Origin of the sequence: Plesiomonas sp. PI-19, assembly GCF_021368255.1 — a bacterium.
Taxonomy (GTDB): domain Bacteria; phylum Pseudomonadota; class Gammaproteobacteria; order Enterobacterales; family CAMTGL01; genus Plesiomonas; species Plesiomonas shigelloides.
Map to the genome: position 1 here is coordinate 3124649 of NZ_JAJNMQ010000001.1, position 14519 is coordinate 3139167.

Annotated in this window: 15 protein-coding genes; 14 read left to right on the plus strand and 1 reads right to left on the minus strand. The window is 56.2% G+C overall.

Features of this window, described 5'->3' with window-relative positions; all coding sequences use genetic code 11:
* Positions 1 to 12 precede the first annotated feature (12 nt).
* From thiC to thiH, 6 genes are read left to right on the plus strand one after another with little or no spacing between them, the layout of a single operon-like run.
* Complete coding sequence (gene thiC, locus LQ901_RS13870; protein ID WP_152136852.1) at positions 13 to 1989, plus strand: phosphomethylpyrimidine synthase ThiC; 1977 nt, start codon at positions 13 to 15, stop codon at positions 1987 to 1989.
* The gene (thiE, locus tag LQ901_RS13875; RefSeq protein WP_370635665.1) at positions 1982 to 3037 is read left to right on the plus strand and encodes a thiamine phosphate synthase; all 1056 of its coding nucleotides are present in this window, start codon (positions 1982 to 1984) and stop codon (positions 3035 to 3037) included. The genes thiC and thiE overlap by 8 nt, the downstream gene beginning before the upstream one ends.
* Positions 3031 to 3804, plus strand: coding sequence for a HesA/MoeB/ThiF family protein (locus LQ901_RS13880; protein ID WP_152136854.1), 774 nt, complete (start codon positions 3031 to 3033; stop codon positions 3802 to 3804). Before thiE ends, LQ901_RS13880 begins: the two co-directional genes overlap by 7 nt.
* Positions 3792 to 4016, plus strand: coding sequence for a sulfur carrier protein ThiS (gene thiS / locus LQ901_RS13885; protein ID WP_010863042.1), 225 nt, complete (start codon positions 3792 to 3794; stop codon positions 4014 to 4016). The genes LQ901_RS13880 and thiS overlap by 13 nt, the downstream gene beginning before the upstream one ends.
* A 16-nt stretch (positions 4017 to 4032) precedes the next feature.
* On the plus strand, positions 4033 to 4899 hold the full coding sequence (locus tag LQ901_RS13890; RefSeq protein ID WP_152136855.1) for a thiazole synthase: 867 nt from the start codon (positions 4033 to 4035) through the stop codon (positions 4897 to 4899).
* A complete protein-coding gene (gene thiH, locus LQ901_RS13895; RefSeq protein WP_233672337.1) occupies positions 4896 to 6029 on the plus strand; it encodes a 2-iminoacetate synthase ThiH in 1134 nt (377 codons plus the stop codon). The genes LQ901_RS13890 and thiH overlap by 4 nt, the downstream gene beginning before the upstream one ends.
* Before the next feature lie 135 nt (positions 6030 to 6164).
* On the opposite strand, the gene LQ901_RS13900 is transcribed toward thiH, so the two are convergent.
* Positions 6165 to 7118 (minus strand): LysR family transcriptional regulator, encoded by a 954-nt coding sequence (locus LQ901_RS13900; RefSeq protein ID WP_233672338.1) that lies wholly within the window; start codon positions 7116 to 7118, stop codon positions 6165 to 6167.
* Positions 7119 to 7213: 95 nt separating this feature from the next.
* On the opposite strand from LQ901_RS13900, the gene LQ901_RS13905 reads away from it, so the two are divergent.
* From LQ901_RS13905 to tatC, 8 genes are all read left to right on the plus strand, one after another.
* A complete protein-coding gene (locus LQ901_RS13905; protein WP_233672339.1) occupies positions 7214 to 8404 on the plus strand; it encodes a multidrug effflux MFS transporter in 1191 nt (396 codons plus the stop codon).
* 418 nt (positions 8405 to 8822) lie between these two features.
* Positions 8823 to 9062 (plus strand): hypothetical protein, encoded by a 240-nt coding sequence (locus LQ901_RS13910; protein WP_197665219.1) that lies wholly within the window; start codon positions 8823 to 8825, stop codon positions 9060 to 9062.
* 660 nt (positions 9063 to 9722) lie between these two features.
* Positions 9723 to 10478 carry a bifunctional demethylmenaquinone methyltransferase/2-methoxy-6-polyprenyl-1,4-benzoquinol methylase UbiE gene (gene ubiE, locus LQ901_RS13915; RefSeq protein WP_010863048.1) on the plus strand — a complete coding sequence of 252 codons (756 nt, stop codon included), beginning with the start codon at positions 9723 to 9725 and terminating at the stop codon, positions 10476 to 10478.
* 26 nt (positions 10479 to 10504) lie between these two features.
* Entirely contained in the window at positions 10505 to 11110 is a 606-nt protein-coding gene (locus LQ901_RS13920; RefSeq protein WP_233672340.1) for an SCP2 domain-containing protein, read from the plus strand.
* Positions 11107 to 12738 carry a ubiquinone biosynthesis regulatory protein kinase UbiB gene (gene ubiB / locus LQ901_RS13925; protein ID WP_233672341.1) on the plus strand — a complete coding sequence of 544 codons (1632 nt, stop codon included), beginning with the start codon at positions 11107 to 11109 and terminating at the stop codon, positions 12736 to 12738. The genes LQ901_RS13920 and ubiB overlap by 4 nt, the downstream gene beginning before the upstream one ends.
* Positions 12739 to 12819: 81 nt before the next feature.
* Entirely contained in the window at positions 12820 to 13101 is a 282-nt protein-coding gene (gene tatA / locus LQ901_RS13930) for a Sec-independent protein translocase subunit TatA (RefSeq protein WP_010863051.1), read from the plus strand.
* A gap of 3 nt (positions 13102 to 13104) precedes the next feature.
* Positions 13105 to 13695, plus strand: coding sequence for a Sec-independent protein translocase protein TatB (tatB, locus tag LQ901_RS13935; protein WP_233672342.1), 591 nt, complete (start codon positions 13105 to 13107; stop codon positions 13693 to 13695).
* Positions 13692 to 14456 (plus strand): Sec-independent protein translocase subunit TatC, encoded by a 765-nt coding sequence (gene tatC, locus LQ901_RS13940; RefSeq protein WP_039045231.1) that lies wholly within the window; start codon positions 13692 to 13694, stop codon positions 14454 to 14456. The genes tatB and tatC overlap by 4 nt, the downstream gene beginning before the upstream one ends.
* Positions 14457 to 14519: the final 63 nt, after the last annotated feature.

Sequence of the window (14519 nt, forward strand, 5' to 3'; positions counted from 1 at the left end):
ATAAGGAATGCTATGTCATCTCATCTTGTTGAAAAATCAGCAGTTAACTCTAGAGCGCAGCAGCGCGCCGCCGCGCGTGAATTTCTGGCTACCTTACAGGGCTCTGCACACCCGAATTCGGAAAAAGTATTTTTGCCGGGCAGTCGCCCTGACTTGCAGGTGGGCATGCGCGCAATCAGCGTGTCGCCGACGTTAGTGGGTGGCGATCCGGCTGCGCCACGCTATGAGCCCAATGCGCCGGTGATGGTGTATGACACTTCAGGCCCTTATACCGATCCGGCCGCTACTTTGGATGTTAGCCGCGGCTTGCCGCGCCTGCGTGAAGAATGGATCAGTGAACGGGCGGATACCCAGTGGCTGGCTGAACCGAGCTCAGGCTATACCCGCCAGCAACAGGCGGAGGCGCAGCCATTAGATCAACCTTTTCCGCAGCGCGCACCGATTCGACGTGCGCAGCTGGGTAAAGCGGTGACTCAGTTGCATTACGCACGGCAAGGCATTATTACGCCGGAGATGGAGTACATTGCGCTGCGTGAAAACATGACGGCATGGTCCGAGGCGCAAGGGGTATTGGCGCAGCAGCATGCCGGTGAAGCGTTCGGCGCGCAGAGCCCATCTCAAATTACACCGGAGTTTGTACGCCAAGAAGTGGCGGCCGGCCGCGCGATTATTCCTTTAAATATCAACCATCCAGAAGCGGAGCCGATGATTATTGGCCGCCACTTTATGGTGAAGGTGAATGCCAATATCGGTAACTCTTCGGTCACCTCTTCAGTGGAAGAGGAAGTTGAGAAACTGGTGTGGGCCACCCGTTGGGGCGCCGATACGGTGATGGATCTTTCCACTGGTCGGCGGATCCACGAGACGCGCGAGTGGATCTTACGCAATAGCCCAGTGCCGATCGGTACCGTGCCGATGTATCAGGCGTTGGAAAAAGTGAATGGGGTGGCGGAAGACCTGAGCTGGGCGGTGATGCGCGATACCCTGTTAGAGCAGGCCGAGCAAGGGGTGGATTACTTTACCCTGCATGCCGGTTTGTTGCTGCGCCATATTCCGCTGACTGCGGAGCGTCTGACCGGCATTGTCTCGCGCGGTGGCTCGATTATGGCCAAGTGGTGTCTGGCACATCATCAAGAAAACTTCCTGTATACCCATTTTCGTGAGATTTGCGAAATCTGTCAGGCGTACGATGTGTCCCTCTCGTTGGGTGATGGCTTGCGCCCGGGCTCAATTCACGATGCCAATGATGCTGCGCAGTTTGCCGAACTGCATACCTTAGGCGAACTGACCAAAATTGCCTGGGAATATGATGTACAGGTGATGATTGAAGGGCCGGGGCATGTGCCGATGCAGCTGATTAAAGCCAATATGGATGAGCAGCTCAAGCACTGCGGCGGTGCGCCTTTCTATACCTTGGGGCCACTGACCACCGATATTGCACCGGGCTATGATCACATCACTTCCGGCATTGGTGCAGCGATGATTGGTTGGTATGGCTGCGCGATGCTGTGCTATGTCACGCCGAAAGAACATTTGGGGTTGCCGGATAAGAACGATGTGAAAACCGGCCTCATCACCTACAAGCTAGCGGCACATGCTGCCGATTTGGCGAAAGGCCATCCGGGGGCGCAGCGCCGCGATAATGCCTTGTCCAAGGCGCGTTTTGAGTTTCGCTGGGAAGATCAGTTTAACTTATCCCTCGACCCCGATACTGCGCGGGCCTATCACGATGCCACCTTGCCGCAGGCATCGGGCAAAGTCGCGCATTTTTGCTCGATGTGTGGCCCGAAATTTTGTTCGATGAAGATCTCGCAAGATATCCGCAGCTATGCGCAAGCACAGGCTGCTGACGCGTCAGTGGCCACCGACCTGACCGCGCCTGGCTCTACGGCCAGCGATGCTGGGATGCGCCAGATGGCGCAAGAGTTTCGTGCGCGCGGAGCTGAGCTGTATCACCCGGCTGACTCGGCGGAGGTGCCAAATGCCTGATCTCCTGACGTATTCGACGCAGATCCGCCAAGCGGCCGAGATGGCTGGAGTGATAAGCAGTGCCTTGCCATCAACGCCATTAGCGCCGATCTCCACCACGCCAGCCGCCGACGGCGGTTGGATTGATGAAGTGCACTGGCAAGGCGCGAGCCTGCGCCAATGGCGTGCGGTTCCTGGCGATCTGGCTTGTTTACAGGCGGCCTGGGCGCTGATGCCACAACTGGGATTTGATGGTGCGGATGCACTGTTGCTGGCCGGTGCGCTGGCCACTCAAGCCGCCAGAGTTTTCCCCCAACCACTGCAGTGGCCGACACAGGTCGCCGACTTTCCGCTGCCACTGGCTGCGTGGATGCCGGCAGCGTCGGCAACGCATTCACTTCCCGCTCACCACTTTGCGCCATGCCAATCGGCGCCGCTGGGTTTTTATCCGGTGGTGGATTCGTTGGCGCTATTAGAGCGTTTGCTGGCGCTGGGCGTACGAGCTTTGCAGTTACGCATCAAAGCGCCGTTTAGTGCAGACGTTGATGCGCAAATTGCGGCGGCGGTGGCGTTAGGTCGTCGTTATCGGGCGCAGCTGTTTATCAACGATCACTGGCAAGCGGCGTTACAGCATGGCGCCTATGGCGTGCATCTGGGGCAAGAGGATCTGGCGTTGGCGGACTTATCTGCGCTGGCGGCGGCCGGTCTGCGCCTCGGTGTATCGACCCACGGTTATGCCGAATTGCTGCAAGCGCTGGCGTTGCAGCCAAGCTATATCGCACTGGGCCATATTTTCCCAACCCCAACGAAGCAGATGCCGTCTCGTCCGCAGGGATTGGGGCGTTTACGCCAATTGCAAGTGTTAGTCGGCAGTATCCCCACGGTGGCGATTGGTGGCATTGATTTGCCGTGTGCGCCCCAGGTGTTGGCGTGTGGCGTGGGTAGCATTGCGGTCGTGCGGGCGGTCACGCAAGCCGAGGATTTGGCGGCCACCGTGCAGTGTTGGCAATCACTCTGGCAGGGCAATACATTGCTCTCGGCTACAGTCGAGGAGGCGGTCAAATGTTAGACGATCACGCATTTATGCGTTTTAGCCGTCAGATCATGCTCGATGAGGTCGGTGAAGTCGGTCAGGCCACCTTAGCCAAGCTGCGCGTGCTGCAAATTGGGTTAGGCGGATTGGGATGCGCAGCTGCGCAGGCTTTACTGGCTGCGGGAGTCGGTGTGGTGGTCGCCGCTGATGATGATGAGGTGGATCTATCTAATTTACCGCGCCAAGGGCTGTATCGGCTACAGGACGTTGGTCGCAGTAAAAGCGAGGCTGCGCACGCGGCGTTGTCAGAGGGGCGTGCTGCTGGCCGTTTGCGGACTCACCGCGTGCGGGTGGACGCTCTCTGGCTGGCGCGTGAAGTGCCGCTGGCCGATCTAGTGCTCGATTGCAGTGACAACATGCCGACCCGTCAGGCGGTTAATGCTGCCTGCGTGGCGGCGGGTAAACCGTTGGTCAGCGCCGCGGTGGCTGGCTGGCGCGGTCAGTTGATGAGTTTTGTCCCCGGTGGTGGCTGTTATCACTGTCAGTTTCCCGCCTTGTCACATGATGAAGCTGGCAGTTGCCGCACGTTAGGGATCATCAGTCCACTCCCCGCGCTAGCTGGCCACTGGCAGGCGACACAAGCGCTGCGGATTGGCTTACAAAGGCCGGCGGACCGCGCTGGGTTGGCAGCGTGCGCCACTATGGTGCGCTGTGATTTATGGCAAGGACAGTGGCAGGTGTTGCAACCGGCTAGCGATCCGGGCTGTCCAGTGTGTGGCGGAGGTCAGCAATGGGGACGTTAACCATGGGCGAATTAACCATAGTGCTAAATGGCCAACCGGTCACGCTAGCAGCGCCGGTTACGGTGGCTGAGTTATTACAGCAACGCGCTTTGCCGCAGCAGGGCTGCGCCGTGGCGCTCAATCAACAAATTTTGGCGCGCAGCGTGTGGGCGCAAACACAGCTTCAAGCAGGCGATCAACTAGCCGTATTTCAGGCGATTGCTGGCGGTTGAGAAGAGGGACGACTTTATGCAAAACCAAACTGACAACATTTTAGCATCCAAGACCTTGTCCACGGATGACGCCAGCCAATCCGCCAGTGCGTTGATAACCCCGACCACTGGGCACGATGAGTTAAATTTGGGGGGCGTGACCTTTGGCTCACGGTTGCTGACCGGCAGCGGTAAATTTGCTTCGGCTACGCAAATGGCGGCGGCGTTGCAGGCCAGCGGTAGCGAGTTGGTGACCATGGCGTTGAGGCGGGTCGACTGCGGTGGTGGGCAAGACGATATCCTCACCCCTCTGCGCGCAATGCCACATCTGCGTTGGTTGCCGAACACTTCCGGTGCGCGCGATGCCAAAGAAGCGATCCTGGCTGCCCACCTCGCGCGTGAGGCGCTCGGCACTACCTGGTTGAAATTGGAAATCCACCCAGACCCAAAATATCTGCTGCCTGATCCGTGGGAAACTCTGCAGGCGGCCGAACAGTTGGTACGTGATGGCTTTACGGTATTGCCGTATTGCCATGCCGATCCAGTGCTGTGTAAGCGGTTGGAAGAGGTGGGCTGTGCGGCGGTGATGCCGCTCGGCGCGCCGATAGGCTCCAATCAAGGGCTACAAACGCAAGCCTTTTTGCGCATCATCATTGAACAAGCCAGCGTACCGGTGATTGTTGATGCGGGGATTGGTGCGCCGTCGCAGGCAGCGCAGGCGATGGAGCTGGGCGCAGATGCGGTGCTGGTCAATACCGCGATTGCGGCGGCCGCCGATCCGGTTGCGATGGCCAGTGCGTTTCGTTTGGCCGTGCAGGCTGGACGACAAGCCTATCTGGCGGGCTTGGCCGGCAGCTCTACGCAGGCACAGGCCAGCAGTCCACTGACGGGGTTTTGGCTATGAGCCGCGCCGTATCGTCAAATGCGCCGGTGGCTGACCGGCTGCGGCAATGGGATTGGGAAGCGATCCGCTTATCGCTATACAGCAAAACGGCGGCGGATGTTGAGCGGGCGTTGGCTAAACCGCAGCTGGATCAGGGCGATATTCAGGCATTGCTGTCCCCGGCGGCGGCTGATTATCTGGAGCCGATGGCCCAACGCGCGTATGCGTTGACTCGTCAGCGTTTTGGCCAAGCAATTCAGATGTACATTCCGTTGTATCTGTCCAACTTGTGCAGCAATGAGTGCTCGTACTGTGGCTTTTCGGTCAATCAGCCGATCCGCCGTCTGGCGCTGTCAGCCGAGCAGATTGTGCGTGAGGGCGCGGCGATCCGCTCGCGGGGTTATCAGCATTTACTGCTGGTTTCGGGGGAGACAGAAACCAAAGTTGGCGCGGCCTATTTTCGTCAGGCGCTGCAGTTACTGCGTCCGCAATTTGCCCAGTTGTCGTTGGAGGTACAGCCGCTGACCACGGCGGAATACCAGATGCTGGTCGAAGAGGGATTGCATGCGGTGTTGGTGTACCAAGAGACCTATCAGCGCGCGGTGTACGCTCGCCATCATTTGCGCGGTAAAAAGCAGGACTTTGACTGGCGATTGGAAACGCCAGATCGCTTAGGTCAGGCGGGGGTTAGCAAAATCGGCGTAGGGGCGCTGCTCGGGTTAGCTGATTGGCGCACGGATTCGTGGTTTACGCTGCAACATGTGCGCTTGCTGGAGCAGACCTACTGGCGCAGTCGTTACTCCATCTCTTTCCCACGCTTGCGGCCATGTAGCAGTAATCGCGAGCAGTTTTCGGGGATGAGCGAACGTGAGTTGGTGCAGCTGATTTGTGCCTGCCGCATTGCCAGCCCACAGGCGGAGCTCAGTTTGTCGACCCGCGAATCGGCGGCGTTTCGCGATCAGGTGCTGCCGTTGGGCATTACCAGTATGAGCGCGGAGTCCTCCACCCAACCGGGCGGTTATGCAGAGCAAGATGCGCGTTTGGAGCAGTTTCGTATCGATGATACGCGCTCGACGGCCCAAGTCGCCGCGGCGATCCGAGCGCGCGGTTTTCAACCGGTGTGGAAAGATTGGGAGCCGGCATTTCGCTAAGGGCCGTTTCGGTAGCGATAGCTATACTCACTACTCACTTGCGGTGATGGCACTCGCCATCGCCGCTTTTTCACGTCCTACTTTTGATATTCTTAGCAGCGCCCATTCTCCGCGCAGATATGACTGTACTGGTATTTACAGTGCGAGTTCAGGCGGTCGGGTTAGGTGGCGCGAGAGAAAATCACGCAGCCAGCGATGGCCCGCATCCTGTTCGTGCCGCTCATGCCACAGCATCTGGTAGGCCACTGGCGACGGGTTGAGCGGCAGTGGCCGCTGCATTAACGGGTAGTGGCGACAGACATGATCGGCAAAGCAGCGCGGCGCGGTGAACACCAGATCGGTGTGACAGCAGATGGCGATCGCGCCGAAAAAATCCGGCATGCTGACCGGTGTGCTGCGCCGCCGTCCGGCTTGCGCCAGCAAATAATCCAGCGACCACCACTCGCGACCTTCACAGCGCGCCTGCACATGGCGCAGCGTCAAGTACTGCTCCAGATCCCACGGTTTGCGTAGCGCCGGATGCCCAGCGCGCAGCAGGCACACATGTTCATCGGTAAATAGCGTTTGAAAGGCAATGCCGGGCGGCAGCTGGGTGAGCTGCTGATCGGTGCTGGGGTACAGCTCGCGAATGGTAAGGGCTAAATCAAACTGACCATCGGCCAAGCCTTGCAGCGATTGCGCATCCCACAGGTGGGCATGCAGTTGTAAGTGCGGCGCCGTTTGCAGTAGGGCATTGATAAAGCTCGGTAGCAGCGTTTGGTAGGCGCTTTCCAGCATCACCAGATTAAAGTGACGATCGCTGCATTGCGGGTCAAAGTGCGGAGGGCGAGTCAGTAAATGCAACTCGTGCAATAAAGTGCGCAGCGGCGCCGCCAACTGTTCGGCATGGGCGCTGGGTGTCAGACCGTGCGCGGTGCGAAAAAACAGAGGATCATCCAGTAATTGACGCAGTCGCGCCAGCGATTTGCTGACCGCTGACTGTGACAGATGCAGACGTTGGGCGGCGCGCGATACGCTGCACTCTTCCAGCAGCACATGCAGGCAGACCAACAAATTCAAATCCATGCGGGCGAGACGATCCAGATTCACAGATATTCCTCAGAGGAAAAATGGTCGGGAAAATAAGCCATTTCACATCATATCCGCTTTCCGGTAGGGTACGGCAAAAATAATAGGATAACTGAATGAAAACGCGTCAACTGATTGGTTTGCTGGTGGCTTTGGTGATGTTCAGCCCACTGGCGATCGATATTTATCTGCCGGCGTTACCGCTGATGCAGCAAGACTTTGCCGTTAACCAAGAGCAAATCCAAGCCACCTTAGGCTTATTTTTGTTTAGCTTAGGGGTCGGGCAAATCATTATTGGTCCGTTGACCGATCACTTTGGTCGTCGTCCGGTGGCGTTGGCGGGAATCAGTTTGTATGCCGTCAGTGCGTTGGCGGGCATGCTGACCCACGACTTTACGGGCTTACTGTTATCGCGTATTGGACAAGGTATCGGCGCCTGTTCGACCTCCATTGTGGCTTTCGCCGCCGTGCGTGACAGCTTTGCTGCGCGCGAATGTGCCCGCATGTACTCGTACCTCAATGGCGCGCTGTGCATCATTCCGGCATTGGCCCCGACGTTGGGCGGCTTGCTGACGGTGCAGTTCGGTTGGCGTGCCTGTTTTGCCTTTATGTTGCTGTTTGCTCTGTTGGTGCTGGTGGCGGTATGGGGCTTGTTTGCTGAAACTCGTCCGGCTAGCGCGGTATCTACCGGGGCGCTGTATCGCTGGTCACGTTATCAGCCTATTTTACGCTCCCCTACGTTTATCCGCTATGCCTTGGTCTGCATGGCGGGGATGACCGGTATTTTATGCTACGTCACTTATGCGCCGATGGTGCTGGTGGGGCAACTGGGCGTGTCGGAGCTGGAGTTTAGTGCTTGGTTTGGCGCCAATGCGCTGATCAATATCGTGGCCTTCTTTGCCGCGCCACGCATCGTGCGCTGCTTAGGCGAAGTGCGTACCGTGATTACGGGTTTGAGCGTGTTTGCACTGAGCGGGTTATTCTTGATTGGCTCGTGGCTGTGGTGGCCACTGTCGGCTGCCGCCTATATGTTACCGATGACTGTCTTGTGCAGCGGCTTTGCCGTGATGTTGGGGTCGGCGTCGGCGTTGGCGCTGATGCCATTTGCCGGCTGTGCCGGTACCGCATCGGCATTGTTGGGCTGTTTGCAAATGAGTGGTGCGGCTTTATTGGCGGCATTAATCCAACAATGGGCGTTAGAGCCACGCTTAGCGGTAGCGGTCAGTGTGTTGTTACCTGCGGTGCCATTATGGCTGTGGTGTGTGCAAAAAGGCGCAAAACAACAATATGAAATGATTACTGAATAAAATAAATAAAAAAACTGACGACAACGAGGCTTTGCCTGCTATTCAAGCAGGCTTTTTTTCGTCAAAATGCGTATGCTTAAATATCAGTTGGCCTTATTCAGTGTCCCTGTCCTGCGGGATACACAGAGCCTATCCCATTAGGGCTATTTCGCTGTTCGGTGAGCCTTGGGCACTTGTTCGAAATCTTCACGTACGTTACGTACGCACTGTACGCTACGCACGAGTTTTTGCACCTTGCCTATACTAAAAATGGGTCACGAAATGGGCCATGCCATTATGCCTACTGGGATACGCTCTTAGCCATTTATGATGGTAATAAATTCTCCGGCGTAATTTGTCCTGCCGGTGTATATCTAATTTTATTATTTATAGAAGAAGAACTATGTCGTCGTTCACTACATTTGAAATGGCCAAAATTATGAATCAACTGGAGGACTCTCCAGAGAAAGTCATGTTTGGTCGTGTGTTAAAAGAACTGTGTCATCAAAGCCCTGAGCGGATCCGCTCTGCTGCGCGTCACGTGGATATTAAAGAGCTGCGCGATCTGGTGCATCAGGTCAGTGCGGTGATTGAAGAAAAGCGTGAAGAGCGTAAGCAGCAGATCCTGCGCGCGATGGCCGCCGAAGGTATTAATCCACAGGATTTGTTGGAGTCCTGATCCCCTTCGCGTTCGGCGCGAATAGCGCGGCAGCTGACCTCGGAGCTGCCGCCTCAGGCCAGTAACGCTTGGCGTGATAGCCAATCATCAATCGACCTCCCTGTTGGGCGGCCGCCGCAGTTATTTTGCTTAATGCGCGAGCTCGCCGTGAGCATCAACAACCGTGATCGCCATAATTAGCACAGGCTGTTGGCATTTATTGTCGGCCGATGTGTATTGCCCCTTTTCTTTTCGCGCGTTCTTTTCGTGCGACCTGTCTTTGGCTTTAATCGTGCGTGGCCGTTCTCTGTAATCCCGTGTTTATTGTTCCCTTATATTGTTTTTTCGTATTGTGTCTGGGCGATGGGTTTCTTATTGATTATCAACCGCGTTGCGCAGGTTATGGCTCGGCGCAATCGCCATCGCGCTTTATTTTTCTGTTATGGGATATGACGGAGATTTTTACACCTTTCGGGCTATTTAATTCAGCGTCAGGCTGTGGCATTTAATTAATGCGCTGACAAGGCGTCTGGTTAAATCGCCGTAGGCTAGTGCAATCCACTGGCGGGATAAATTGCCGGATTAATCGGACGTTTGTTTCTCTTTCCTTGTTGGTGACGGCCAACGCCTTGCGGTACACTGGCATGCACATATTTCATTCAGGCAAAGGCAGCAGTAGACATGGTTGATCAGTTGCAGGAAACCACTCACTTTGGTTTTCGCACCGTAGCCAAGGACGAGAAAGCCGGGATGGTGGCTGAGGTTTTTCATTCCGTCGCCGGCAAATACGATTTGATGAATGACTTGATGTCATTCGGTATTCACCGTTTGTGGAAGCGCTTTACCATCGATTGCAGTGGGGTGCGCCGTGGACAGCGGGTACTGGATCTGGCCGGAGGCACCGGCGATTTGACCGCTAAATTCTCTCGTTTAGTGGGCGATAGCGGTGAAGTGGTGCTGGCCGATATTAATGATTCCATGCTTAAGGTAGGGCGTGCCAAATTGCGCGATCTGGGCGTGGTTGGCAATGTCAGTTACGTACAAGCGAACGCGGAAGCTTTGCCGTTCCCTGATAATTATTTTGATTGTATTACCATCGGGTTTGGCCTGCGTAACGTCACCGAGAAAGAAAAAGCCTTAAAATCGATGTTCCGGGTATTAAAACCGGGTGGTCGTCTGTTGGTGCTGGAGTTTTCCAAGCCGACGATCGAGCTGCTGGGTAAGGTGTACGATACCTATTCCTTCCGCATTTTGCCGAAAATCGGCGAAGTGGTGGCTAACGACAGCGAAAGTTACCGCTATCTGGCTGAGTCCATTCGCATGCACCCGGCACAGGACGTGCTTAAAGGCATGATGGAAGAGGTCGGCTTTGAACAGGTGAGTTACTACAACCTGACTGGCGGCATCGTGGCTTTGCACCGCGGGTATAAGTTTTAACGGCTTGCTCAACACTAAGGATGATGATGCCTCTGCTCCCTTTGGTTACCGGTGTTCTGGAGACCGCACTGAATGCCTTGCTGGCAAAAAATGCCGAAGCGAAAAACAAACTGCCCCGACTGCGCGGCAAAGTCTTGGCGTTGCAGTTATGGGAATTACCGGCGCCGCTGGTGTTTGTGTTTTCGAATCGGATTGATGTGCTGGCGGCTTGGGAAGATGAGGCGGATTGCCGTGTCCGCACTGGCGTACTGGTGTTGCCTGAGCTGCGTGACCGATCACAGGTCACCCGCTTGATCCGCGAACAAGCGCTGGATGTGCAGGGCGATATTCAGGTGCTGCAGCATTTTGTGGCATTGATGGAAGCGCTCGGCTGGGATCCGGCCGAGTTGCTGGCGCCTTATACCGGAGATCTGGTGGCGCACGGTGTCAGCCGTTTGGTGCAAGGCACCGTGGCAGGCGTGCAGCGTCAGCATGCTCGAAATCTGGCTTATCTCGGTGAGGTGGTAACCGAGGAGTGGCGCTTGGCACCGGGAGCCTTGGAAGTGGCCTACTTTGCCGATCAGGTTGAAGAGTTGGCGACGCAGCTGACGCGTTTAGAGCGCCGCTTGCAGCGTCTGGAGACCTCGGCATGACGCCCGCTGAATTGCGCCGCCTGTACCGCATCACTCAGGTTTTTCTCAGCTATGGATTGGATGAGTTGTTGCCGCCAATCCGGCTGACCTTGCCGCTGCGCGTTGCACGCCGCGCGATTTTCTGGATCCGTCCGCAGCACGCGGAAAAGCCACTTGGCATGCGTCTACGTTTGGCGCTGCAAGAGTTAGGGCCGGTGTGGATCAAATTCGGTCAGATGCTCTCAACCCGGCGCGATCTGTTTCCGCCGCACATCGCCGATCAGCTGGCCTTATTGCAAGATCAAGTCGCCCCGTTTGACGGTGAGTTGGCGCGCAGCCAAATTGAAGCAGCGCTAGGCGTACCGCTGGAAACCCAGTTTGATGATTTTAACCCGCAAGCTCTCGCCTCGGCCTCGATTGCGCAGGTGCATACCGCGCGGTTGAAAGAGAACAGGCAGGAAGTGGTACTCAAAGTGATCCGGCCGGATATTCTGCCGGTGATCCGCGCCGATGTGCGCTTAATGTACCGTTTAGCACGTACCTTGCCGCGCTTGCTGCCCGATGGTCGCCGATTGCGTCCGGTGGAAGTGGTGCGCGAGTATGAAAAGACTCTGCTCGATGAACTGAATCTGATGCGCGAGGCGGCGAACGCCATCCAACTGCGGCGCAATTTTACCGGCAGCCCGATGCTGTATGTCCCCGAGATGTACACCGATTATTGCCGTGAAAATCTGCTGGTGATGGAGCGCATCTACGGCATCCCGGTGTCCGATGTGGCGGCGCTCAAAGCCAACGGCACCGACATGAAACTGTTGGCTGAGCGGGGCGTGCAGGTCTTTTTCACCCAAGTGTTTCGTGACAGCTTTTTCCATGCTGACATGCACCCCGGCAACATTTTTGTCAGCCGTGAGCATCCGGAAAACCCGCAATATATCGGCATTGATTGCGGCATTGTCGGGTCATTGAATCGCGAAGATAAACGCTATTTGGCCGGTAACTTTATCGCCTTTTTTAATCGCGATTATCGCAAAGTGGCCGAGCTGCACGTGGATTCCGGCTGGGTGCCGCCGGATACCAATGTCGAAGAGTTCGAGTTTGCGATCCGCACGGTGTGTGAGCCGATTTTTGAAAAGCCGTTGGATCAAATCTCCTTCGGTCATGTTCTGCTCAATCTGTTTAACACCGCGCGCCGTTTTAATATGGAAGTACAACCGCAGCTGGTCTTGTTACAAAAAACCCTGTTATATGTGGAAGGCCTTGGGCGACAATTGTACCCGCAGCTGGATCTGTGGAGCACCGCGAAGCCGTTTTTGGAAAGCTGGATGCGTGAGCAGGTCGGGCTACAGGCGTTAGTGAAAGCCTGTAAGGAAAAGGCGCCGTTCTGGGCAGAAAAACTGCCGGAATTGCCGGAGTTAGTTTACGATTCGCTGCGTCAGCAGCGGCAACTGAGCCAGCAAATCATGCTGCTCAGTCAGCAACTGGATAAGCGCAATCAGCGCGGATCGCAGTCGCGCTATTTGCTGACCGTCGGTGCGACCTTGGTATTATCTGCAGTGATCGTTGAGGTCAATCAGATAGCTTGGTGGCCGGCCGGTTTGTTACTGGGCGGCGTGGTGTGCTGGGTTGCCGGCTGGCTGCGTCAGTCCTGATTTTCGGATGACATGACGTCATATTGAATTGTGTGAACATACCGTAACTGCGGTATACCGTTAACGACGAGGTATAGAGAAATGGGTGGGATCAGTATTTGGCAATTACTCATTATTGCGGTGATCGTAGTGCTGTTGTTCGGCACCAAGAAACTGCGCAATATCGGCGGTGATCTGGGCGGTGCAGTACGTGACTTCAAAAAAGCCCTCAATCCCGATGAGCAACCGACTAAACCACAACAGCCAGCACAGTCTGATAACGCGGCCGATGCTGACTTTAACCCGAAAATCGCCGATCAGCGCCAGAGCGCTGAGCCAGCCGACAAGAGCCAGAGCAACCAGAATAACAAAGAGCAGGTGTAAGCCGTGTTTGATATCGGTTTCTGGGAGCTGGTACTGATTGCGGTGATCGGTCTGGTGGTGCTCGGCCCTGAGCGCTTGCCGGTCGCGGTTCGCACCGTGGCGCGCTGGGTACGTACCTTCCGTGCTATGGCGGCATCAGTACAGAACGAACTGAATCAGGAGCTCAAACTGCAAGAGATGCAGGAGAACCTGAAAAAAGCCGAGCAGATGAACCTCAAGGATCTGGCTCCCGAGGTCGATGCGTCACTGCGCGAGCTCAAAGAAGCGGCGGCCTCAGTGCAGCGCCCGTATGCCAACAGCCCAACCGCGGCTTCGTCGGAGTCGGCCACGGCCAGTGACGCTACGGCGTCGACGGCTGCCGATGTGACGACGGCCACTTCGGATAGTCCTGCGTCAATGGCGAGCGCCGCGTTGCAACCGAATGCCGCGGAGTTGGCCGAGCAGGAAGAAGACGAGGGTGACCATCCGCTGCTGGTGGCCGGTTTGCATGAACCGTTGACCTCCGCTGAGCCGGTACCAGTTGAGCCTGCGGTAGCGAAGTCTACGTCCGCTCAGCCTGCGTTGCAGAGTGATAACAAGAGGGATCCGGCATGACGGTGGAAGATACCCAGCCTTTAATCTCACACCTGATTGAGTTGCGAACCCGTTTGCTGCGCGCCATCATCAGTATTCTGGTGATTTTCCTCTGTCTGGTGTGGTTCTCTAACGATATCTACGCGTGGGTGTCCGCCCCCTTGGTGGAGCGGATGCCGCATGGCGCCAGCATGATTGCCACCGAAGTGGCTTCACCGTTTATCGCCCCGATCAAACTGACTTTGCTGGTATCGGTCTTTTTGGCCGCACCTTTGGTGCTGTATCAGGTGTGGGGCTTTATTGCGCCGGCCTTGTATCGCCATGAGCGGCGCTTGATCCTGCCGTTGCTGGTTTCCAGCTCAGCGCTGTTTTATCTGGGCATGGTGTTTGCCTATTACGTGGTGTTCCCGCTGATTTTTGGTTTCTTTACCAAAACGGCGCCGGAAGGGGTGACTATCGCCACCGACATCAACAGCTATCTCGATTTTGTGATGGGGCTATTTTTGGCCTTTGGCTTGGCGTTTGAAATTCCGGTCGCCATTGTCCTGTTGTGTTGGAGCGGCGTGACCACCGCCGATGAGCTGCGCAAGAAGCGGCCATACATCATCGTGGGTGTGTTTGTGGTCGCAATGCTACTGACGCCGCCGGATGTGTTTTCCCAAACCTTGCTGGCGATCCCGATGTGTTTGCTGTTTGAACTCGGGGTGTTCTGCTCACGTTTTTACGTGCGCCGTGACGCCGAAGGCGAGGCGGATGATGAAGAGGCTAATGCCTCCCATTGAGGCGGTCGCGCTTCGAGATCATTCGCGCTGCCAGCGCAACCCTATGAGGCCGTCATCACGACG